Origin of the sequence: Chromobacterium sphagni, assembly GCF_001855555.1 — a bacterium.
Classification (GTDB): Bacteria; Pseudomonadota; Gammaproteobacteria; order Burkholderiales; family Chromobacteriaceae; genus Chromobacterium; species Chromobacterium sphagni.
Window position 1 is genome coordinate 568,689 of the sequence record NZ_MKCT01000001.1, and the last position, 21,462, is coordinate 590,150.

18 protein-coding genes and 1 other RNA gene are annotated in these 21,462 nt (G+C 66.6%); 2 read left to right on the forward strand and 17 right to left on the reverse strand.

The genetic code is table 11. The features are described 5' to 3' along the window. Positions 1–108: 108 nt before the first annotated feature. The 6 genes from nagE to BI344_RS02815 all read right to left on the reverse strand — a co-directional run bounded on the left by nagE (position 109) and on the right by BI344_RS02815 (position 7,306). Positions 109–1,782, reverse strand: a complete 1,674-nt coding sequence (gene nagE / locus BI344_RS02795) for an N-acetylglucosamine-specific PTS transporter subunit IIBC (protein ID WP_241499238.1) — start codon at positions 1,780–1,782, stop codon at positions 109–111. A gap of 83 nt (positions 1,783–1,865) precedes the next feature. Next, positions 1,866–3,800 (reverse strand): phosphoenolpyruvate--protein phosphotransferase, encoded by a 1,935-nt coding sequence (ptsP, locus tag BI344_RS02800; RefSeq protein ID WP_241499259.1) that lies wholly within the window; start codon positions 3,798–3,800, stop codon positions 1,866–1,868. Beyond that, a complete protein-coding gene (locus BI344_RS25110; protein WP_241499239.1) occupies positions 3,713–4,360 on the reverse strand; it encodes a PTS sugar transporter subunit IIA in 648 nt (215 codons plus the stop codon). The genes ptsP and BI344_RS25110 overlap by 88 nt, the downstream gene beginning before the upstream one ends. Before the next feature lie 81 nt (positions 4,361–4,441). Further along, positions 4,442–5,464, reverse strand: coding sequence for an SIS domain-containing protein (locus BI344_RS02805; RefSeq protein ID WP_241499240.1), 1,023 nt, complete (start codon positions 5,462–5,464; stop codon positions 4,442–4,444). Continuing rightward, positions 5,445–6,563, reverse strand: coding sequence for an N-acetylglucosamine-6-phosphate deacetylase (gene nagA, locus BI344_RS02810; protein ID WP_071111433.1), 1,119 nt, complete (start codon positions 6,561–6,563; stop codon positions 5,445–5,447). The genes BI344_RS02805 and nagA overlap by 20 nt, the downstream gene beginning before the upstream one ends. Beyond that, entirely contained in the window at positions 6,560–7,306 is a 747-nt protein-coding gene (locus tag BI344_RS02815; protein WP_241499241.1) for a GntR family transcriptional regulator, read from the reverse strand. Before BI344_RS02815 ends, nagA begins: the two co-directional genes overlap by 4 nt. A gap of 414 nt (positions 7,307–7,720) precedes the next feature. On the opposite strand from BI344_RS02815, the gene BI344_RS02820 reads away from it, so the two are divergent. Next, positions 7,721–8,875, forward strand: a complete 1,155-nt coding sequence (locus BI344_RS02820; protein WP_071111435.1) for a lytic polysaccharide monooxygenase — start codon at positions 7,721–7,723, stop codon at positions 8,873–8,875. Positions 8,876–8,934: 59 nt separating this feature from the next. On the opposite strand, the gene yedA is transcribed toward BI344_RS02820, so the two are convergent. The 9 genes from yedA to rnpB form a co-directional block, all read right to left on the reverse strand. Further along, the gene (gene yedA, locus BI344_RS02825) at positions 8,935–9,798 is read right to left on the reverse strand and encodes a drug/metabolite exporter YedA (protein ID WP_071111436.1); all 864 of its coding nucleotides are present in this window, start codon (positions 9,796–9,798) and stop codon (positions 8,935–8,937) included. A 59-nt stretch (positions 9,799–9,857) separates the two neighbouring features. Then, on the reverse strand, positions 9,858–10,526 hold the full coding sequence (gene tolQ, locus BI344_RS02830; RefSeq protein ID WP_083338642.1) for a protein TolQ: 669 nt from the start codon (positions 10,524–10,526) through the stop codon (positions 9,858–9,860). A gap of 26 nt (positions 10,527–10,552) precedes the next feature. Continuing rightward, positions 10,553–11,131, reverse strand: a complete 579-nt coding sequence (gene tsaC / locus BI344_RS02835; protein WP_193430949.1) for an L-threonylcarbamoyladenylate synthase type 1 TsaC — start codon at positions 11,129–11,131, stop codon at positions 10,553–10,555. 137 nt (positions 11,132–11,268) lie between these two features. Then, a complete protein-coding gene (locus BI344_RS02840) occupies positions 11,269–11,490 on the reverse strand; it encodes a hypothetical protein (RefSeq protein WP_139166865.1) in 222 nt (73 codons plus the stop codon). 164 nt (positions 11,491–11,654) lie between these two features. Beyond that, positions 11,655–12,932 (reverse strand): phosphoribosylamine--glycine ligase, encoded by a 1,278-nt coding sequence (purD, locus tag BI344_RS02845; RefSeq protein WP_071111438.1) that lies wholly within the window; start codon positions 12,930–12,932, stop codon positions 11,655–11,657. 144 nt (positions 12,933–13,076) lie between these two features. Continuing rightward, positions 13,077–14,654, reverse strand: coding sequence for a bifunctional phosphoribosylaminoimidazolecarboxamide formyltransferase/IMP cyclohydrolase (gene purH, locus BI344_RS02850; protein ID WP_071111439.1), 1,578 nt, complete (start codon positions 14,652–14,654; stop codon positions 13,077–13,079). Between the two features lie 75 nt (positions 14,655–14,729). Continuing rightward, positions 14,730–14,966, reverse strand: a complete 237-nt coding sequence (locus tag BI344_RS02855; protein ID WP_043578218.1) for a helix-turn-helix domain-containing protein — start codon at positions 14,964–14,966, stop codon at positions 14,730–14,732. Between the two features lie 61 nt (positions 14,967–15,027). Beyond that, positions 15,028–16,092, reverse strand: coding sequence for a tRNA dihydrouridine synthase DusB (gene dusB, locus BI344_RS02860; RefSeq protein ID WP_071111440.1), 1,065 nt, complete (start codon positions 16,090–16,092; stop codon positions 15,028–15,030). A gap of 128 nt (positions 16,093–16,220) precedes the next feature. Further along, positions 16,221–16,685, reverse strand: an RNA gene (gene rnpB / locus BI344_RS02865) — RNase P RNA component class A. Between the two features lie 104 nt (positions 16,686–16,789). Between rnpB and BI344_RS02870 the strand changes: the two genes are divergently transcribed. Further along, positions 16,790–19,948 carry a bifunctional diguanylate cyclase/phosphodiesterase gene (locus BI344_RS02870; RefSeq protein ID WP_071111441.1) on the forward strand — a complete coding sequence of 1,053 codons (3,159 nt, stop codon included), beginning with the start codon at positions 16,790–16,792 and terminating at the stop codon, positions 19,946–19,948. On the opposite strand, the gene BI344_RS02875 is transcribed toward BI344_RS02870, so the two are convergent. Both BI344_RS02875 and BI344_RS02880 read right to left on the reverse strand, forming a co-directional pair. Further along, complete coding sequence (locus BI344_RS02875) at positions 19,945–20,886, reverse strand: FUSC family protein (RefSeq protein WP_071111442.1); 942 nt, start codon at positions 20,884–20,886, stop codon at positions 19,945–19,947. The two genes, BI344_RS02870 and BI344_RS02875, sit on opposite strands and share 4 nt — an antisense overlap. Next, on the reverse strand, positions 20,886–21,458 hold the full coding sequence (locus tag BI344_RS02880; protein ID WP_071111443.1) for a cysteine hydrolase family protein: 573 nt from the start codon (positions 21,456–21,458) through the stop codon (positions 20,886–20,888). The genes BI344_RS02875 and BI344_RS02880 overlap by 1 nt, the downstream gene beginning before the upstream one ends. Between the last annotated feature and the right edge of the window lie 4 nt (positions 21,459–21,462).

Below are 21,462 nucleotides of genomic sequence, written 5' to 3' on the forward strand. Positions count from 1 at the left end.
GGGCGCAAAACAAAACAGCGCAGGCCGTTACCCGCCCTGCGCTGTCACTTTCCACCGATTTGACGCTGTAATCAACTCGCTACATCAAGAGTTGGTGAAATTACGCCTTCACCCTTGCAAAACAGCGGCGTAGGGGCTTGCGTCGCCCTGCAGGACGATGTGCAGCAGCGTGGCGGAAACCGCGGTGACGCCGCTGGCTCCCAGCTGCTGCAAGGCGGCCTGATCAACGCGCGCGCTGTCAGCCACTTCCACCCGCAAACGGCTGCCGGCGACGGCCTCCACCTTGCGCACATTGTCGGCGCCGCCCAGCGCTGCGACCCAGCGCCCCTTGTCTATGCTGGCGCCGCTGGCGGCGGCGGCGGAAACCAGCGTCTCGGCCGCGGCCTGCGGCGCGGCGGCCGAGCCCAGCGCATTGCGGATCTCGTCGGCGATCAGGTCGGCCTCCGGCCCCAGCACCACCTGCACGCTGCCGGCGGCGGGCCGGATCAGGCCGCGCGAGCCCAGCGCCTTCAGCGCCGCTTCGTTCACCTTGTCGTTGCTGGCCACCTGCAGCCGCAAGCGGGTGGTGCAGGCGTCGACGTTCTTCAGATTGGCGGCGCCGCCCAGCGCGGCGATGAAGCCGCGCGCGCGCTCGGTTCCCTTGACGCTGACGGCGGCCGACATCGCGCCGTCCTCACGGCCCGGGGTTTTCAGGTCGAACTTGCGGATGAAGAACACGAACAGGCCGTAGTACACCGCGAAGTAGGCGGCGCCCACCGGCAGCAGATACCAGGGGTGGGTCGAAATGCCGAAACCCAGCACGTAGTCGAACAGGCCGGCGGAGAAGCCGAAGCCCAGCTTGACATTGAGGGCATGCATGATGGCCATCGACAAACCGGTCAACAGCGCGTGGATCGCGTACAGAGCCGGCGCCAGGAACATGAAGGCGAACTCCACCGGCTCGGTCACGCCGGTCAGCATCGCGGTCAGCGCCAGCGAAAACAGCAGGCCGCCGACCGCCGCCTTGTTTTCTGGCTTGGCGGTGCGGTACATCGCCAGGCACGCCGCCGGCAGGCCGAACATCATCACCGGGAAGAAGCCGGCCATGAACATGCCGGCCGTCTTGTCGCCGGCGAAGAAGCGGGTCAGGTCGCCGTGCACCACCTTGCCGGCGGCGTCGGTGAAGTCGCCCAGCTGGAACCAGAAGATATTGTTGAGGATATGGTGCAGGCCAGTGACGATCAGCAGGCGGTTGAGCACGCCGAACACGAAGGCGCCGACTTCGCCCAGGCCTATCATCCAGTGGCCGGTGCTGTCGATGGCGTTCTGCACCGGCATCCAGACATAGCCCAGCGCCGCGCCCAGGATCAGCGCGGCGAAGCCGGTGGCGATGGGCACGAAGCGCTTGCCGCCGAAGAAGGCCAGGTAGCTGGGCAGCGCGATGTCCTTGTAGCGGTTGTAGAGCGCGCCGGCCACCAGGCCGGACAGGATGCCGGACAGCACGCCCATATTGATCTTGGCGTCTATGGTCTTGAGCACCGCGGTGATCACCAGATAGCCGATGGCGCCGGCGAGGCCTGAAGTGCCGTTGTTGTCCTTGGCGAAGCCCACCGCCACGCCGATGGCGAAGATCAGCGCCAGGTTGCTGAAAATGGCGTCGCCAGCCTGCGCCATCATCTTGATGTCGAGCAGGTCGGGCTGGCCCAGCCGCAGCAGCAGGCCGGCCACCGGCAACACGGCGATCGGCAGCATCAGGGCGCGCCCCAATTGCTGGATGCCGGCAAACTTGTTCAGAGTACTCACCATATATCTCCCAGGTTAATCTGGCGCCGTCTTGTCTCGCGGCGGCTCACCAGCACATCACGCCAACGCTCCTCATGCCCGCCTCAGGCGGCGGGCCACAACTCCACTACCCTGCCGCGCACCGCCTGCGCCGAGCTCAGGCTCAGCAGGCGTTCCGCTTCGATTTTGCATTGTTGCTGCGACAGGCCGCGCAGCTGGTTCTTCACCTCCGGCACCAGCCGCGGACTGACCGACAGCTCGGCCACGCCCAAGCCCAGCAGTACCGGCACCGCCTGCGGGTCGGACGCCATCGCGCCGCATACCCCCACCCACTTGCCGTGCTTCCTCGCGCCCTCCACCGTGATGGCGATCAGCCGCAGCAGGCCCGGGTGCAGCGAGTCGATGCGCGCCGCCAGCGTGGCGTTGCAGCGGTCCATCGCCAGCGTGTATTGGGTCAGGTCGTTGCTGCCTATCGACAGGAAATCGGCGTGCCTGGCCAACTGGTCGGCCAGCAGCGCCGCCGACGGCACCTCCACCATCACGCCCAGTTGCGGCAATTCGGCGACGCCCATCCCCGCGGCCAATTGCTCGATGCGCTCGCGCAGGCGGATCAGCTCGCCGACGTCGGCGATCATCGGCACCAGGATGCGCAGCCGCGACAGCGGCTTCACCGCCAGCAGCGCGCGCAGCTGGGTGTCCAGCATCTCCGGATAGGCGAAGCCGGTGCGGATGCCCCTCAGACCCAAAGCCGGGTTCGGCTCCGGCGGCAGCTGCAGATAGGGCACATCCTTGTCGCCGCCGACGTCCAGCGTGCGGATGATGGCGTTGCGGCCGTCCAGCGCGTCCAGCACCGCCTGGTAGGCTTCGGTCTGCTCGCTTTCGGTCGGCGCCTGACAGCGGTCGATGAACAGGAATTCGGTGCGCAGCAGGCCCACCGCGTCGGCGCCGTGCGCCACGCCCTCGCGCGCGTCGTCGGCGTTGGCGATGTTGACCGCCACCTCGATCGCCACGCCGTCCCGGGTGATGGCCGGAGCGTTGGCCGAGGCCTGCATCGCGCGCTGGCGCGCCGCCAGTTGCTCGATTTCTGCGCGCGCCGCCGCCAGTTCGGCCGCGTCCGGCTGCGGATTGGCCAGGCCGGCGCTCGCGTCCAGAATCAATTGCTGGCCATGCCGCAGCGCCAGCGCCGCCGGACCGCAGGCCACCAGCGCCGGAATGCCCATCGCCCGCGCCAGGATGGCGACGTGGCCGCTGGCGCCGCCGGCGGCGGTCAGGATGCCGGCCACGCGCTCGCGCGGCAGCCGGGTCAGTTCCGACGGTGCCAGGTCATCGGCGACCAGGATGGAGGCGGCGAACAGCTCCGGCGCGGCGCCGGCGTCGCCGTACAAGGCGCGCAGCAGCTGCCGTTCGATATCCTTGAGGTCGGCCACCCGTTCGGCCAACAGCTGGTTGCCCAGCCCCGACAGCACCGCGCACTGCGCGCGGATGGACTGGCGGATGGCCAAGCCGGCGCTCAGGCCGGCATCGATGCCGCGTTCGGCCGCGGCCTGCAATTCGGGATCGTCCAGCAGCGCCAGGTGGGCGGCGAAAATGTCGCTCTCGGCGGTGGCGCCGCGGCGCAGCGCCGCATCTATGCCGCGCTGGATGGCGCCGCGCACCTGCAGCTGGGCGGCAGCCAAGAGCGAGCGTTCCGCCTCTGCGTCCTGGCCGCGCTCGGGCAGCGGCATGTCGAAGGCGTCCAGCCGCACCGCCTGGCCGATGGCCAGCCCCGGAGCGGCGGCGACGCCGGCGATGCGTCCTTCCACCTCGACTACGGCCGCCATGGCCGCGGCGGGAGCATGGCCGGCGGCGCTATAGGTTTGCAGCGCTTGCGACACCGCCTCCAGCGCCGCGGCGGCATCCGCGCCGCCGGCGATCACCGCCACGCGGTCGCTCTCGGCCACGCCCAGGCCCATCAGCGCCACCACGCTCCTGGCGTTGGCGCGCTGGCCGCCAAATTCAATGGCGACTTCGGCGGCAAACGCCTTGGCCGCCTGCTGCACCAGCGCCGACGGCCGCGCGTGCAGCCCGCCCTCGTGGCGGACCACCGCTTCGCCGCGGCATTCCGGGCCGCCGGCGGACTCGCGGAGGGAGACATCCCGCGAGCCGCCAGGGTCAGGAAGTGCGAACGACCCGCTGCGAGCAGGCCTTCGGCACGGCGGGGGAAAGCAAACTGTTCGGAATTGGCGATGACCAACATGGTCTGCAGCGATGGCACCTGGCGCGCCACCGCGTCCAGATCCACCTCGATCAAGGGCTGGCCTTGCGCCACGCGGTCGCCCTGCCTGACCAGCGGCGTGAAGCCGCGGCCCTCCAGTTTGACCGTGTCGATGCCGATGTGGATCAGCACCTCGGCGCCATTGTCGGCGGTCAGCGTCAGCGCGTGGCTGGTGCGGGCCAACTGGCTGACCACGCCGCTACAGGGCGCCAGCAAGGTGGACGACAAAGGCTCGATCGCCAGGCCGTCGCCCATCATCAGGCCGGCGAACACCGGATCGGGCACCTGCTCCAGCGGGACCGCCGGACCGGAAAACGGGGCCAGCAATTCGAGCGTCGTGGTCATCGGAATGCCTTATTCAATTCTTTTTATTTCGGGGCCGCGCCGTACTCAGGCCGCGGCGTCCCCGGTGGAAAGCCTGCGTCCTCAGCGGGTGCAGGTGACTTTGGACAGATGGCGCGGCAGGTCGGGATTCAGCCCGCGCGCCTCGGACAGCCGCGCCGCCATCAGGTAGAAGCTCTGGATCGCCAGCAGCGGGTCCAGCGCCTCGTCGTCGGCCACAGCCAGCGTCAGGTCGCGGCTGGCCACGTCCTCCGGCGCGGCCAGCAATACCTGGGCGCCGCGGCCGCGCATTTCCTCGGCCAAGGCGATCAGCCCCAGCTGTTCCGGCCCGCGCGGCGCGAAGATCAACAGCGGGTAGCCGTCGTCTATCAGCGCCATCGGGCCGTGCTTGATCTCGGCGCCGGAGAAGGCCTCGGCCTGGATCGCGCAGGTTTCCTTGAATTTCAGCGCCGCCTCCAGCGCCACCGCAAAGCCGAGGCCGCGCCCCACCACCATGATGCGTTCAACCGGCGCCAGCACTTCCACCGCGCGCGACCAGTCGTGGGTGGCCGCTTCGCTCAGCCGCTGCGGCAGATTGGCCAGCGCCGCCAGCAGCGCCTCGTCGGCCTGCCAGTGCGCCACCAGCCGCGCCACCGCCGACAAGGCGGTGATATAGCTCTTGGTGGCGGCCACGCTCTTTTCCTCGCCGGCGCACAAGGGCACCGCCCAGTCGCAGGCAGCGGCCAGCGGCGACTGCTGCTTGTTGACCAGCGCCACAGTATGCGCGCCGCCGGCCGACAGCGCCTTCATGGTGTCCACCAGGTCCGGGCTCTGGCCCGACTGCGACACCGCCAGCGCCAGCTGGCCGTCCACCGCCAGCGGCGCGCGATGCAACGTCACCAGCGACATCGGCAGCGACACCACCGGTATGCCGAGGCGCTGCATCACCAGATAGGCGAAGTAATTGGCGGCGTGATCGGAACTGCCGCGCGCCACCGTCAGCGCCAGCTTGGGAGCGATGCGGGCCAGCTCGCGCCCCAGCGCGGCCAGGCCTTCATCGGCGTACATGTGTTGCGCGGCGACCGCCTCGGCGGCGTACAGCGCTTCTTCAAGCATCAACGAGGCCAATCTCTTCTCCCTCTACGTAGACGTGCTGCAAATTCAGATCGGCGTCCATCACCACGATGTCGGCCCATGCTCCGGTGGCGATGCGGCCGCGCTCGGACTGGCCGAGATAGTCGGCCGGATACAGCGACAGCCGGTGCGAAGCGTCGGCCAGCGGCAGGCCGATCTGCACCAGATTGCGCAACGCCTGGTCCATGGTCAGCGTGCTGCCGGCCAGCGTGCCGTCGGCCAGCCTCACGCCGCCCATGCACTTGGTCACCGAGTGCGAACCCAGCTTGTACTCGCCGTCGGGCATGCCGGCGGCGGCGGTGGAGTCGGTGACGCAGTACAGGCGCGGAATGGCGCGCAGCGCGGTGCGGATAGCGCCCGGATGCACGTGCAGCAAATCGGGAATCAGCTCGGCGTATTCGGCATGCGCCAGCGCCGCGCCCACCACGCCCGGCTCGCGGTGGTGCAGGCCGGTCATGGCGTTGAAAAGATGGGTGAAGCCGGAGGCGCCGTGCTGCAGCGCCTCCACGGCCTGTTCGTAACTGCCCAGCGTATGGCCCATCTGCATCCTGACGCCCTGCGCGCTCAGCGTGCGGATGATGTCCAGATGGCCGGGGATTTCCGGCGCCAGCGTGATCAGCGCGACCGGCGCCAGCGCGCGGTAGGCGTCGATCTGCGCCATCGCCGCCTGACAGGCGTCGTCCGGCTGCGCGCCCAGCTTGCCGGGATTGATGTACGGGCCTTCCAGGTGCACGCCCAGAACCCGCGCGCCGGCGGGCGCCCTTTCCTTGCAGTTGCGGCCCAGATCGGCCAATACCCGGCTGATTTCGGCCGGCGGCGCGGTCATGGTGGTGGCCAAGAGCGAGGTGGTGCCGAAGCGGGCATGCAGCCGGGCGACATGGGAAATGGCGTTGCCGCCTTCCATGATGTCGACGCCGCCGCCGCCGTGCACATGCAGGTCGATGAAGCCGGGCAGGATGTAGCGTTCCGGCTGCCGGCCCGAAGCCAGGCCGGCGTCTATCGCGGCGATGCGGCCGTCGGCCAGGTGCACGCGGCCATCCATCCAGCCGGAGGCTGTGAGGATGCGGCCCTGCAAGGTCAGGTTCTGGGTCATCGTTTCAGTTCGGCTACAAAATCGTAATAATCGTTGCGGCAGTAAGTGTCGGTGAGCTCGATCGCCACGTTGTCGGCATTGAAGCCTATCCGGGTGATCAAGAGCATCGCCTCGCCCGGCCGGATGCCGGCCAGGTGGGCGACATCGCCGGAGGCGTTCACCGCCCGGATATGCTGCAGCGCGCGCACCACCGAGTGTCCCGCCGCGTCCAGATGGGCGTACAGCGAGGTGCCCACCGCCTGCGGATCCGGCAGATACGCCACCGGCATCGTGCTCATTTCAATCGCCATCACCACCCCGTCGGCCAAGCGCTGGCGCTTCAGCCGCGCCACCATCGAGGTCGGCGACAGGCCCAATCGGATCAGCTCCTCGTTGCTGGGAGCGAACACTCCGCGCTCCAGCCACACCGACGAGGGCACGAAACCGCGCAGCCGCAGCTGCTCGGTGAAGCCGGTCAACCGCGACAGCGGCTGCTCCAGCCTGGGGGTGATGAAGGTGCCAGAGCCCTGGCGCCGACGGATCATGCCCTGCTCCAGCAACACGTCCATCGCCTTGCGCGCCGTGACGCGCGAGATGCCCAACTCTTCCGAGAAGGTCCGCTCCGACGGCAGCGCCTCGTCCGCCTGCCACCAGCCGGCGTTGATCGCGTCGGCCAGCTTGCGCGACAGCTGCAGATACAGCGGGGTACTCAGGTTTTCGTCCGGTTTCAATGCAAGCCAGCGGTTTTCCATAGTCGTCTGCAAGTGGTCTGAAAATTGCAGTGTAAGCCTAGTCTCCGGTCGCCGGTATCCCGAAGCCGCCATCATGCCGCCTCTACACTGCGAACGTTAATACCACATTAATACCACGTCAATACCATTTTTCAGGACATCCCCTGTTCACATTCGCCGCATGGCAACAAAACGACAGCACGCTGATTTGTATTGGCAAAAAGTGGGGATTGGGCTGGAACAGCCCGAGAGAACAGGTCAAGCGAATGGCGATCCCTGCAAGAATCAGGCCAGGACGAGCGCGCGGGCGGAAGCTGGCACTAATACCAGTTAGTAAACTAATGTTTAAAATTTGTATCGAATTTTAAATCATCAACCACTTTGATGAGCCCCGCCAGTCCTGTTGCTGACTTGGCACTTGCATACCACTCATAACAAGGAGTTCGCATGAAAACGCATTGGCATCTCCCCGCCGTGATGACGCTAAGCTGCCTCAGCGCCCCATTGTGGGCGCATGGGACCATGGAGGTTCCGGTCAACCGCACCTACAGCTGCTTCCTGGAAGGCCCGGAATCGCCGAAAACCGCCGCCTGCCAAGCCGCCAGGCAGGTGGGCGGCACGCAGGCGATGTATGACTGGAACGGCATCAACCAGAATCCGCAAGGCGACAACCACCAGGCGGTGGTGCCGGATGGCACGCTGTGCGGCGGCGGCAAGGCGGAGTTCAAGGGCTTCAACCTGGCGCGCCGCGACTGGCCCAGTTCCGCCATCGTGCCGGACGCCAACGGCAACTTCGAATTCGTCTACAAGGCCAGCGCGCCGCACTCCACCAAGTACTTCAAGTTCTACGTCACCAAGAACGGCTGGAACCCGGATCTGCCGCTGAAATGGTCGGACCTGGAGCTGTTTGGCACCTTCAACGGCAATCCGCCGCTGGACGCCAACAAGCGCTACAAGATGACGATGAAGCTGCCGCAGGGCAAAACCGGCCAGCACATCATCTTCAACGTATGGAAGCGCGCCGACAGCGAAGAGGCGTTCTACTCTTGCTCGGACGTGAAGTTCTCCGGCGGCGCCACCACTCCGGAACCGCCTCCGGCAGCCAATCCCTGGAAGGAAATCGGCAATGTCGCCGCGCATGAAAACCTGCCGGCAGGCAGCAGCGCCACGCTGCGCGTGTTCGACAGCCATGGCCGCGATGCCGAAAGCCACGCCGTCAACCTGACCGCCGCCAGCGGCCAGGCGGCCAACTGGCCGTACGAGCTGGCGGTCAAGGTCAACGCCGCTTCCCAGTCCATCCGCATCGGCGTGATGAACCAGAAGCAACGCAACGTGACCATCACCCCGGTCAAGGACGCCACCGCCAACCGCGTCTACCTCAACGACAGCTATAAGGGCTACGCCTACAACATCGACCTGAAGAAAGGCAACACCGGCGTTACGCCGCCGGTGGGGGATGCCTGGGTGGAGGGCGCGGCCTACAAGGCGGGCCAGATAGTGGGCTACCAAGGCAAGAAGTACCGCTGCCTGCAGCCGCACACCGCTTGGGCCGGCGCCGGCTGGACGCCGGCCAGCCAACCTTCGCTGTGGCAGGCCATCTGATCAGCGCCCCGGCTTGAAACCGCCACGCCGCCCAAACCGGGCGGCGTTTTGCGTTGCGGCTAGCGCCGCCAGCTGATCAGCACCACCGCCGCCACGATCACCGCCATCGCCAGCATTTCCTGCCCTCCAACCTGTTCGCCGAGGAAAACCGCTCCCAGCAGCACCGCGATCACCGGATTGACGTAGGCGTAGCTGGTGGCGGCCGCGGCGGAGACTGTTTTCAGCAGATAGAGGTAGGCGCTGTAGCCGAGCATGGAACCGAATACCGTCAGGTACAGCAAGGCCGACCAGCCCGCCGCGCCTGGCCAGGCCTGCAACCGCTCGCCGACGGCGACGCTGGACAGCAGCAGCGCCAGGCCGCCGAAGATCATGGTCCAGGCGCTGCCCATCGCTCCCGCCGGCTGCGGCACTTTGCGGCTGCAGGCCGAACCCAGCGCCCAGCCGGCGGAGGCCAACAGCAGCAACAAAGCGCCCTGGGGACTGGCCCGCAGGCTGGAGCCCAGGTTGAGCAGCACGATGCCGGCCACACCCAGCAACATGCCGGCCCACTCCATCTTGCGCGCCTTGTGGCCGAACAGACCGGCGAACAACAGGGTGAACAGCGGCACCGTCGCGATCACCAGCGCCGCCACGCCGGACGACACCTCGCGCTCGGCCACCGTCACCAGGCCATTGCCTATCGCCGGCATCAACACGCCCAGCAGCATGGCGCCGCGCAACTGCGCCGCCGTCGGCCACGGCTGGCCGCGCCAGCGCAAAAAGGCCAGCATCAGACTGCCGGCCAGCAGGAAACGGATGCCGGCCATCAGCAAGGGCGGCCACGACTCCACGCCTATCCGTATCGCCAGATAGGTGGAGCCCCAGATCAGGTAGAGGGCGAAAAAAGCCGCCAGGGTCAGCGGCGCGAGGCGTGAAAAAGGCATGGCAGGGTCCGATTGGTTCGAACCCAGACCATGTCGTATGCAAGCGGCGGCGGCAAGCCCTATCGCGTGGCCAGCCGCTGCAGGATGTTGGAAAACTCTTCCATATAGGTGTCGAAGCGGGTGGCCAGGCGGTCGACGTCGGTGGCGAAGCGGTTGTAGGCCACCACCGCCGGAATGGCGGCGAACAGGCCGATGGCGGTGGCCACCAGCGCCTCGGCGATACCCGGCGCCACCGTGCTCAGCGTGGCCTGGCCGGCGTTGCCCAGGCCAATGAAGGCATGCATGATGCCCCACACCGTGCCGAACAGGCCGACATACGGACTGACCGAGCCCACCGTCGCCAGGAAGGAGGTGTGGCTGTCCAGCGTATCCAGCTCGCGCTGCGCCGCCGCGCGCATCGCCCGGCGCGAACCGTCCATGATGTCAGACAGCTCGGCGCCGCTGCGGCCGCGCTGCTTGAGAAATTCGGCGAAGCCCGACTGGAAGATGCGCTCCATGCCCACCGTGTCGCTGCGGCGGCAGACATCCTCGTACAGGCGGTTCAGATCCGCCCCGCTCCAGAAATTGCGCTCGAATTCCTCGCTGTGGCGCTTGGCCGCGCGCAGCACCGAGATCTTGTTGAAAATCAGCGCCCACGACAGCAGGGAGGTCAGCGCCAGCCCCGCCATCACCAGTTGCACCATCAGGCTGGCGTTCAGGATCAGGCTAATAAATGAAATCTGTTGCACAGCGTTTTCCTCAATTCACATATGGCCTAGCGTAACACGCGGCCGCTTTCCAGATCGATGATGGTGGACGGCTTGCGCCGTTTGCCGATGCGGCCGGGCAAGGTCAGCACCTTGCGCCCGAACGCCTTGCGGCAGGCCTGCGCCGTCTTCAGCGACTTCTGCCCGGCGCGGTTGGCCGAGGTCGACACCAGCGCCGTCCCCAGGCTGCGGCACAACGCCGCCGCCTCGCCGTGGGCGCTCACCCGCACCGCGATCTTGTCGTGCCGGCCGCGCAGCGCGGGCGGCACCCGCCGCGACGCCGGCAGCAAAAAGGTATATGGACCCGGCCAATGGCGCTCCAGTTCCGCGCGCTCTGCGGCATTCAGCGGTTTCACCAGATGGCGGATCTGCGCGAAGTCGGCGGCAATGACAATCAGGCCCTTGTGATTGGGCCGCGCCTTGATCGCCAGCACCCGGCGTATCGCGCGGACGTCCAGCGGATGGCAACCCAGGCCGTAGCAGGATTCGGTGGAATAGGCGATCACGCCGCCATCGCGCAACTGAGCGCGTGCTCGCTGCTGCAGGCGTCTGCCGGGCAGGCGCGGCAACGGACTACCGGACTTCATGATTGATCAGGCCAGACAAAAACAGGAAGCCGCCATTGTACCGGCAACCGGGGAAAAACACAGGCGGGGAAATGGCGATGAGAGACGCCGGAATCGACTAGCGGGATATCGGTCGACTCCGGCGACGGACCGACACCTCAATGCAACAGCAAATCCTCGTGATCTTCAGGCACATCTTCCGGCGCGGCGCGCCAGGCGTAACAGCGCGGCGGCGGCCCGGCCTCGGCGTTGAACTGCTTCAACCAGTACGCCAGACGGCACCAGCAGCGGCGTTCGTGCGTCAGAAAATGCATCAGCCGGCTGCGACTTCCGGGCTCCGGTTCTGCCGGCAGGCTGGCTTCATTGTCGGGAACATACATGGCGACACCCCTTTCGAAATGCCGGATGGGCATGCTGTTAATGTATGTCTCCAGGTATCAAGCCTTCATCTAAATCCCTGGCCGGCGCATCAAAATATGATAAAGAGCCGCCGGCCCGCAAAAAAACAGCGCCCGGCGGCGCTGTTCTGCTTGCGACGCAGCGCTCAGACCTTGCGGCCTATCGCCCTTGCGCCGATGTCGCGGCGGTACTGCTTGCCGGCGAAGTCTATCGCATCCGCCAACGCATAGGCCTTGCCCTGCGCCATCTTGACACTGTCGCCCAGACCCACCGCGCACAGCACGCGGCCGCCGTGGCTGCGCAGCTGGCGCTCGCCGTCCAGCGCGGTGCCGGCATGGAACACCACGCCGTCGTCGCTTTCATGCGGAATGCCGTGGATGGCGTCGCCCTTGCGCGGCGCGTCCGGGTAGCCGGCGGCGGCCAGCACCACCCCCAACGCCACCCGGCGGTCCCACTCTGCTTCCACCTTGTCCAGTTTGCCGTTGATGCCGGCCTCCAGCAGCATGGTGAAGTCGGTTTTCAACCGCGCCATGATGGGCTGAGTTTCCGGATCGCCGAAGCGGCAGTTGAACTCGATGGTATGCGGCTTGCCGTCGGCGTCTATCATCAGGCCGGCGTACAAGAAGCCGGTGTACGGATGGCCGTCCTTCTTCATCCCCAGCACAGTGGGGTTGATGATTTCGCGCATCACCCGGTTGTGCACCGCCGGCGTCACCACCGGCGCCGGGCTGTAGGCGCCCATGCCGCCGGTGTTCGGCCCCATGTCGTTGTCCAGCAGGCGTTTGTGGTCCTGGCTGGTGGCCATCGGCAGCACGTGCTCGCCGTCCACCATCACGATGAAGCTGGCCTCCTCGCCCTGCAGGAAATCCTCTATCACCACCTGGCTGCCAGCATCGCCCATCTTGTTGCCCAGCAGCATGTCGTCGATGGCGGCATGCGCCTCGTCCAGCGTCATCGCCACCACCACGCCCTTGCCGGCGGCCAGGCCGTCGGCCTTGATCACGATGGGCGCGCCGCGCTCGTTCACATAGGCATGCGCCTCGGTGGCGCTGCGGAAGGTCTGGTAGGCGGCGGTGGGAATGCCGTGGCGCTGCATGAAGGCTTTGGCGAAATCCTTGGAGCTTTCCAGCTGCGCGCAATACTGGCTGGGGCCGAAGATCTTCAGCCCCTCGCTGCGGAAGGCGTCCACCACACCGGCGGCCAGCGGCGCTTCCGGCCCCACCACGGTGAGATCCACTTTTTCCTGCTTGGCGAAGGCCAGCCAGGCGTCGACGCCGTTGAGGTCGACATTGGTCAAATTGGGGTCCAGCGCGGTTCCGGCGTTGCCCGGCGCGACAAACACCTTGGACACGCGCCTGGACTTGGCGATGCGCCAGGCCAGCGCGTGTTCGCGGCCGCCGGAACCGATCACGAGAACTTTCATGGGTGAGATCCTATTTTGGGCGGACGACGGCGGCTCTCTGGCCGGCCGTCGCCGTCGTCACTCGGCGACTACCTGAATAGCATAACGCCAAGTCTGTTTCATTGCCGCCGTTTCCGTCATGGCCACGGCGGCCTGCGGCGATGCTCAGTGGCGGAAATGGCGCACGCCGGTCAACACCAGCGCGATGCCGTGCTCGTCGGCGGCGGCGAACACCTCTTCGTCGCGCATCGAGCCGCCCGGCTGGATGATGGCCTTGATGCCTTGTTCGGCGATGACGTCGATGCCGTCGCGGAACGGGAAGAAGGCGTCCGACGCCGCCACCGCGCCGGCCAGGCTCAGCCCGGCGTCCTGCGCCTTGCGCGCGGCGATGCGGGTGGAGTCGACGCGGCTCATCTGGCCGGCGCCGATGCCGGCGGTCTGGCCGCCTTTGCAGAACACGATCGCGTTGGACTTGACGTACTTGGCCACGCGCCAGGCGAACAGCAGGTCGGACAGTTCCTGCGGGGTCGGCTGGCGCTTGCTGGCCACCCGCAGCTCTTCCGGCGTCACGTTGCGGATGTCCGGCGTCTGCACCAGCACGCCGCCGCCGACGCGCTTCAGCTCGAAGCGATTGGCGCCGGTTTGCAGCGGGATTTCCAGCACCCGCACATTCTTCTTGGCGGCGATGATGGACTTGGCCTCGTCGGTGAAGGCCGGCGCGATCAGCACTTCCAGGAACTGGCCGGTGACGGCCTCCACCGTGGCGGCGTCCACCGGGCGGTTGAAGGCGATGATGCCGCCAAAGGCGCTGGTGGTGTCGGTGGCGAAGGCCAGCTTATAGGCGGAAAGCGTGTCGGCGGCGACGGCCACGCCGCAAGGGTTGGCGTGCTTGACGATGACGCAGGCGGTGTCGTCGAAGGTCTTCACCGCCTCCCAGGCGGCATCGGCGTCGGCGATATTGTTGTAGGACAGCTCCTTGCCCTGCAGTTGCTTGTAATGGGCGATGCTGCCGGCGGCAGGGTCCAGGTCGCGGTAGAAGGCTGCGGCCTGGTGCGGGTTTTCGCCGTAGCGCATGTCCTGCATCTTGATGAACTGGGCGTTGAGGCGGTTGGGGAAGGCCACCCGCTCCGGCTTGCCCGCCACCACGCCGTCGGCCAGGCTGGTCAGGTAGTTGGAGATGGCGCCGTCGTAGGCGGCGGTATGGGTGAAGGCCTTCTTGGCCAGCTCGAAGCGGGTGGCTTTGGACAGTTGGCCGGCGTTGGCTTTCAGTTCGGCCGTCAGCGCGGCGTAGTCGGCGCTGTCGGTGACGATGGCGACATGCGCCCAGTTTTTGGCGGCGGAGCGCACCATGGTCGGGCCGCCGATGTCGATGTTCTCGATCGCGTCTTCCAGCGCGCAGTCCGGATTGGCGATGGTGGCCTCGAACGGGTAGAGGTTGACGCACACCAGGTCGATGTTGCCGATATCGTGCTCGGCCATGGTGGCCACGTGCTCGGGCAGATCGCGGCGGCCCAGGATGCCGCCGTGCACCTTGGGATGCAGCGTCTTCACCCGGCCGTCCAGCATTTCCGGAAAGCCGGTGTAGTCGGACACTTCAGTCACCGGCAGGCCGGCGTCCAGAAGCAGCTTGGCGGTGCCGCCGGTGGACAGGATATGCACGCCCAGGCTGGCCAGCTCACGGGCAAATTCCAGCACACCGCTCTTGTCGGACACGCTGATCAGCGCACGTTCGATTTTGGTCATGATTCTCTACCGCGTTAACAGGATACACACAAAAAAAACCGGCCATCCTGTGTCAGCAGTCTGGCCGGTTTATCTTCAAATCAAATCATACGACTTCATCTTCTTGCGCAGCGTGTTGCGGTTCAAGCCCAGCAACTCCGCCGCCCGCGTCTGGTTGCCCTGGGTGTGTATCAGCACCACCTCCAACAGCGGCTTCTCGACACAGGCCAATACCATGTCGTAGATCGCCGACGGCGCCTCGCCGTCAAGATCGCGAAAGTACTGCTCCATCGCAATCCGTACCGACTGCGCGATATGTTCGTTGTTTTGCATGTTTATTATTGGTGCCCAGATTTCGGAGTCCCCAGGAAGCCGGTTCGCCAACGCCGCGGTATCAGCTGGCATGGTCGCAGGCCTCTCCCTCCACGCCGGCTTGCCGGTCGTGGTCCATCCTGTTCTCATCTTCGACTACGTAGATTAGACGATCGGACACATCGGCCAACCGCCCAAAATACTCGTTCACAGCCTGGCGCTGCGTTTCGGTGCTTTCCAGCCGGTACATCTGCTGGCGGAACTCGTTGCTGCCGGACAGGCCCTTGGTGTACCAGGCGATGTGCTTGCGGGCGATGCGGCAGCCCGAGTATTCGCCGTAAAACTGGTACAACTCGTCCAAATGGCCCAGCAGCAACTGGCGGATTTCGCCCACTTCCGGCGCCGGCAATTCGGCACCGGTGTCCAAATAATGCTGGATCTCGCGGAAAATCCACGGCCGGCCCTGCGCGGCGCGCCCTATCATGATGGCGTCGGCGCCGGTGTAGTCCAGCACGCGGCGCGCCTTGGCCGGCGTATCGATGTCGCCGTTGGCGATCAGCGGAATGCGGATCGCCTGCTTCACCGCGCGGATGGTGTCGTACTCGGCGTCTCCGCGGTACATGTCCTCGCGGGTGCGGCCATGCAGCGCCAGCGCGGCGATGCCGCAGTCTTCCGCCATCTTCGCCACCCGCAGCGCGTTGCGGTGCTCGGGGCTCCAGCCGGTGCGGGTCTTCAGCGTCACCGGCACGTCCACCGCCTTCACCACCGCGTCCAGGATGCGCGCCACCAGCGCCTCGTCGCGCAGCAAGGCCGAACCGGCCGCCACATTGCACACTTTCTTGGCGGGACAACCCATATTGATGTCGATGATCTGCGCGCCCTGCTCCACATTGATGCGCGCCGCCTCCGCCATCTGCGCCGGATCGGAACCGGCGATCTGCACCGAGATCGGTTCCACCTCGCCGCTGTGGTCGGCGCGGCGCAACGTCTTCTTGGTGGTCCACAAGGCCTTGTTGGAGGTGATCATCTCCGACACCGCCATGCCCGCGCCCAAAGACTTGCACAACATGCGGAACGGCCTGTCCGTCACCCCGGCCATCGGCGCCACGATCAGCCGGTTTTTCAGTTGGTACGGTCCTATCTGCATGACAAGTTCGATATGGGTAATGGCTGGGAAGGGTCGGTATTGTATAGCGTTTCCCCTGAAGCGGGAAAAGTATTTGCTTATTTTTTAGGCAGGATCGATAGCCGGGGGTAATCGGCCATTCAGGATGGGGTGGAAGTCAGTCGATAAGCCGGGTTCTGTCGTTGGACAGTCATTCCTCTAGACCTGCCGTTGCCGACAGGTTCAAGCAACCTACCCGGGGACAACGCGAGCCGCGTTAGCGCCCCCCTATTTGGTCTTGCTCCGGATGGGGTTTAGCCTGCCGTCCGTGTCGCCACGTCCGCGGTGCGCTCTTACCGCAAGCGGGTCGCCCCGCCTGTCCCGGCTGGCTTTGACCAGCCCGGTACACCTTTTCACCCTTGCCTGTGCCTCCCTTGCGGATCTTCCAGCGGGGCAAGCCCTGCTGGAAAAGACTTTGTCGTCCTTGCGGACGACAAGTCCGGCCATCGGCGGTTCAGCTCTCTGTTCCACTTTCCGTCGCCTCGCGGCGCCCGGTCGTTAACCGGCATCCTGCTCTATGGAGCCCGGACTTTCCTCCCCGCCCTTGCGGGCGCGGCGACTGTCTGACTGACTTCCGGTCGCGATTCTAACGGAAAACCGTCCGCGCCGCCCGACAATCTTTCATGACATTCAGGATAATCCCGTATACTGATCATCCCTTTGAAGTCCCGAGACCGTGATGGAGTTGAACCAAGCCAGGCTATCGCGCTTGCAACTGTTCGGCACCCTGGCCATCGTGTTTGCGCTGGCCCTCACCCTGACCAGCTATTTCTTGATGATGAGCTGGCACGACTTCCAGTCCGGGCGACAGAATATCGAACAGGAAGCCGCCGCGCGCGCGCGCGACAACCTGCAGGCCTACACCGACCACGCCGCGCTATTGCTGTCGGCCTTGCGCGAGCGCACCAACGACACCGTCAAACACCAGCTGCAGGAACAAGTGGACCAGGCCTGGAGCCTGGCCGACGCCATCTGGCGCCGCGAACACGCGCGGCAGAACCCGGCGCGCGTCCGCCAGCTGATCGTCGAGGCGCTACGGCCGCTGCGCTATTTCGACGGCCGCGGCTATTTCTTCATCGACACCCTGGACGGCCGCTGCGTGCTGCTGCCCACCGCGCCGGAGCGCGAGGGCCGCTCGCTGCTGGACAGCCGCGACGACCGCGGCCGCTACATCATGAAGAGCCTGATCGACTCGGTGGCCAAACCGGAAGGGCGCGGCTTCTCCGCCTACCGCTGGTACCTCCCCGGCAGCCGCCGCATGGACGACAAGATCACCTACGCCCGCCGCTTCCTGCCCTACAACTGGCTGCTGGGCAGCGGCGAATACATCAGCAATGTCGAGGCCGCGCTGCAGCAGCAGGGCCTGGACACGCTTGCCAGGATGCGTTTCGGCCAGGACGGCGGCGAGCTGATGATCATCGACAGCCAGGGCATCATCCGGCTCTACCCCACCCGGCCGTCGCTGGTGGGCAAGTCCTACCGGGCGTTGCCAGCGGCCGAAAGCAACCGCGCGCAGCAGCTGATCCAGCTAGGCAAGCGCGGCGGCTTCCTGGAGTACAGCCGCCAGGACGAGGCCGGCGTCGCGGCCGAATCCTATCTCGCCTACACCCGGCAGCTGCCGGGCTGGGATTGGACCCTGGTCACCAGCCTCAAGGTGCAGACGATACAGGACGACGGCCTGCGCGCCGCCCAGCGGCTGAAAAGCCGCCTGGCCGAACGCATCGTCACCACCTTGGGCATGACCCTGGTGGCGATGCTGTGCGCCGGATTGTTCTGCTGGTATTTCGTGCGCTGGGTGGGCGCGCTGGTGCGGCGCTACCAGCACGACCTGGCGCAGAGCCACCTGTCGCTGAAGGAGCAGGCGCGCGAACTGCGGCTCAGCCATTTCATGATCGACAACGCCACCGACCTGGTGGCGCTGCAAAGCAGCCGCGGCGAGGTGGTGTACTGCAACCTGGCGCTGCGCCGGCAGCCGCAGCTGGTGGAGCAGCTGTTCCGCCACCCACCCGGCGCCTTCCCGCTGACCTTCGAAACCCGCCACGGCGAAGGCGACGCCGAGCGGTACCTGGAAATCACCGTCAACCAGTTGCGATACGAGGGCGACAGCTATCTGTGCGCCACCGCGCGCGACATCAGCGGCCGCCGCCAGACCGAGCGCCAGCTCAGGCTGGCCGCCCAGGTGTTCGAATCCAGCAACGAGGCCATCCTGATTTCCGACCCGGACAACCGCATCCTCACTGTCAACCGCGCCTTCTGCCACATCACCGGCTACAGCGAGGACGAGGTGCTGGGCCGCAAGCCTTCGCTGCTGTTCTCCGGCCGCCACGATCCGGCCTTCTTCCAGCAGTTGTGGCAGACGTTGCGCCAGCGCGGCCAGTGGGCCGGCGAGATCTGGAACCAGCGCAAAAACGGCGAGCACTTCCCCTGCTGGGTCAACATCAGCGTGCTGCAGGACGCCCAAAGCGCGATCAGCCACTTCGTCGCGCTGTTCACCGACATCTCCGAACGCAAGGAGCAGGAGGCGCGGGTGCAGCACATGGCCGAATACGACGCGCTGACCGACCTGCCCAACCGAGTGCTGGTCAACGACCGCCTGCACCAGGCGATACGCCAGGCCGAGCTGCAGCACAACCAGCTGGCGGTGCTGTTCGTCGACCTCGACCACTTCAAGAACATCAACGACACCCTGGGCCACAACGCCGGCGACGAACTGCTGAAAGAAGTGGCGCGGCGGCTGGCCTCGTCGGTGCGCGGCCTGGACACGGTCGGCCGCACTGGCGGCGACGAATTCGTGCTGATCCTGCCGGCGATCAACCAGCCCAGCGAGGCGGCGCAGATCGCGGAGCGCATCCTGCGCACCATGCAGCAGCCGTTCCAGATCGGCGAGCACTCGCTGGTGGTCAGCTGCAGCATAGGCATCAGCCTGATGCCGGACGATGGCAGCGACATCCAGAACCTGCTGATGAACGCCGATCTGGCGATGTACCACGCCAAGGCGCACGGCCGCAACACCTTCCGCTTCTACGCCCGCGAGATGAACACCCAGGTGGCGGAGCGGCTGCTGATGGAAAACCGCCTCCGCAGGGCGATGGAGCAGCAGCAGCTGTATCTGGTGTATCAGCCGCAATATGACATGGCCGGCAACCGCCTGCTGGGCTGCGAGGCGCTGCTGCGCTGGCGCGACCCGGACGAGGGCCTGATCATGCCGGCCCGCTTCATCCCGGTGGCGGAAGACACCGGCCTGATCGTGCCGCTGGGACGCTGGGTGCTGAACGAGGCCTGCCGCCAGGCCAGCCAGTGGCTAAGCGACGGCCTGGGACCGATCCGGGTGGCGGTCAACGTTTCCGCCCACCAGCTGATGCGCCACGACTTCATCGACGACGTTTGCGACGCGCTGCAAAAGAACCGCCTGCCCGGCCACTGCCTGGAACTGGAGGTGACCGAGAGCACGCTGATGACCGACGCCGACCTGGCCTCGCGCCAGCTGGCGGTGATCAAGGCGATGGGCGTCAGGCTGTCGGTGGACGATTTCGGCACCGGCTATTCCAGCCTGGCCTATCTGAAGCGCTTCGCGCCGGACACGGTGAAGATAGACCGATCCTTCATCACCGACCTGCCCGGCGACGAGGAGAACGCCGCCATCGTCAGCGCCATCATCCATCTGGCCGGCGCGCTGGGCATGGAGACACTGGCGGAAGGCGTGGAAAACGAGACCCAGCAGCACTTCCTGGAAAAACTGGGCTGCGAGGCTATGCAGGGCTATCTGCTAGGCACGCCGCTGGCGGAGGAAATGATGACGCGGCGGCTGGAGGCGCAGCAACCGCTGCTACCGGCCTAAGTCCGGCCGGCCAGCCACTGACCCAGCGCCAGCATCAGGCACACCAGCGCGCCGGCCAGGCCCACGTCCAGCAAGCGTAACGCGGCCGCGCCGCCGATCAGCGTCAATTGCGCGGCGGCAAGCGCGCTGCGGGCGGCGAAGGCCGGCCGGTAATCGCGGAACAACGCCAGGCTCAGCAGCGCGCCGGCCCCCAGCAGCATCAGCGAGGCTGCCGAAGCGGGCAGCAGCGCTCCCAGCAGCACCCCGCAGGGCACCCCCAACATCGCGCCGCTGGCGCGTTGCCAGCATTTGGCGCGGATGGCGGCCAGGCCGCCGACGCAGACGCTGGCCGCCGACCACACCAGCCACTGGCTGTGCGGCAGCCGGTAATGCGCCGCCAGCCAGGCCAGCGGCCCCACGCACAAGGCCGCAAGACCCAGGGTCGGCGAGACGCCCGGCGCCGAAGCGGAACCGGGCAGCGGACCGGGCCGGCCGCCGATGCCGCGCAACAGCACGGCCGCGGCGCCGCCCAGCGCGAGATAAGGCAACGCCGCCAGCGGGTCCATCCCTGGCGCCGCAGCCGCCTCGCAGCCCAGGTAGAGGGCGGCGATAAAAGTGAAATTGGCCGCCGAGCGCCAGCGCGCCTGACGCGCGCCCAGCCGGCAGCCCAGTTCGGCCATGGCGGCGCATGCCAGCGCGAACGCCCACGGCCAGCGCCAGAGCGTAGCCAGCAGCAGATAACCCGCCGCCGCCGACAACGCCTGGCCGGCGGCGGCGCGCCACCCCAGCAGCGACCGCTCGGCGGCGATCAGGCAGCACACCGCCATCATGCCGGCCTTCAGCCAACGCTCGTCGCCGCTGGCCAGCCCCAACAGCAGGGCCGGCAGGATCAGCGCCGCCACCCGCGCGGCCAGATAGCCGTCGCAGCGCGCCGCCAATTGCCGGCTCCAGCTTGCCATCACAGCGCTTCCAACTGCTCCAGATCCAAGATGCCGGCGATGGCCGCCAGCTGCTTCATCGACATCTGGTGCTCTTCCTCATTGGCCGCCGCGCAAGCCGGCTCCAGCACCAGCACCCGGTAGTCGCGGTCGTGCGCGTCGCGCGCCGCCGCCTGCACCGCCCAGGTGCTGCTGACGCCGGCCACCACCAGCCGCTCGATGCGCTGCGCGCGCAGCACCGCCTCCAGGCCGGTGGCGTAGAACGGGCTGATGCGGTGCTTGACGACAATGGCGTCTTGCGGTCGCACATCCAGGTCGGGATGAAACGCCGTGCCCGCATCTTCCAAGTTCAGCGCCTGCAGTTCGCGGGCGCGGCTGAAAATCGGCGATCCCTGCGGCATTTCGGCATAATTGGGCGAGAAACCCACCTTGACGTGGATGACCGGCCATTGCTGCCGGCGCGCCAGCGCGATGGCCTGGTTGGCCACGGCGATCACGCCACGCTCGGTCGCGTGGCCGGCGCAACGCGCGGTCTTGCCCTGCGGATGCATGATGTCGATGATGTAGTCCAGCGTCAGCAATGCGGTTTTCATGCGC

What these genes read in the sequence shown, in the direction of transcription:
- BI344_RS02855 (WP_043578218.1), bottom strand. Translation starts at nt 14,966, where the DNA reads ATGCAAAACAACGAACATATCGCGCAGTCGGTACGGATTGCGATGGAG.
- BI344_RS02840 (WP_139166865.1), bottom strand. Translation starts at nt 11,490, where the DNA reads ATGTATGTTCCCGACAATGAAGCCAGCCTGCCGGCAGAACCGGAGCCC.
- BI344_RS02870 (WP_071111441.1), top strand. Translation starts at nt 16,790, where the DNA reads ATGGAGTTGAACCAAGCCAGGCTATCGCGCTTGCAACTGTTCGGCACC.
- purH (WP_071111439.1), bottom strand. Translation starts at nt 14,654, where the DNA reads ATGACCAAAATCGAACGTGCGCTGATCAGCGTGTCCGACAAGAGCGGT.
- BI344_RS02875 (WP_071111442.1), bottom strand. Translation starts at nt 20,886, where the DNA reads ATGGCAAGCTGGAGCCGGCAATTGGCGGCGCGCTGCGACGGCTATCTG.
- BI344_RS02880 (WP_071111443.1), bottom strand. Translation starts at nt 21,458, where the DNA reads ATGAAAACCGCATTGCTGACGCTGGACTACATCATCGACATCATGCAT.
- BI344_RS02820 (WP_071111435.1), top strand. Translation starts at nt 7,721, where the DNA reads ATGAAAACGCATTGGCATCTCCCCGCCGTGATGACGCTAAGCTGCCTC.
- nagA (WP_071111433.1), bottom strand. Translation starts at nt 6,563, where the DNA reads ATGACCCAGAACCTGACCTTGCAGGGCCGCATCCTCACAGCCTCCGGC.
- tsaC (WP_193430949.1), bottom strand. Translation starts at nt 11,131, where the DNA reads ATGAAGTCCGGTAGTCCGTTGCCGCGCCTGCCCGGCAGACGCCTGCAG.
- purD (WP_071111438.1), bottom strand. Translation starts at nt 12,932, where the DNA reads ATGAAAGTTCTCGTGATCGGTTCCGGCGGCCGCGAACACGCGCTGGCC.
- dusB (WP_071111440.1), bottom strand. Translation starts at nt 16,092, where the DNA reads ATGCAGATAGGACCGTACCAACTGAAAAACCGGCTGATCGTGGCGCCG.
- yedA (WP_071111436.1), bottom strand. Translation starts at nt 9,798, where the DNA reads ATGCCTTTTTCACGCCTCGCGCCGCTGACCCTGGCGGCTTTTTTCGCC.
- BI344_RS25110 (WP_241499239.1), bottom strand. Translation starts at nt 4,360, where the DNA reads ATGACCACGACGCTCGAATTGCTGGCCCCGTTTTCCGGTCCGGCGGTC.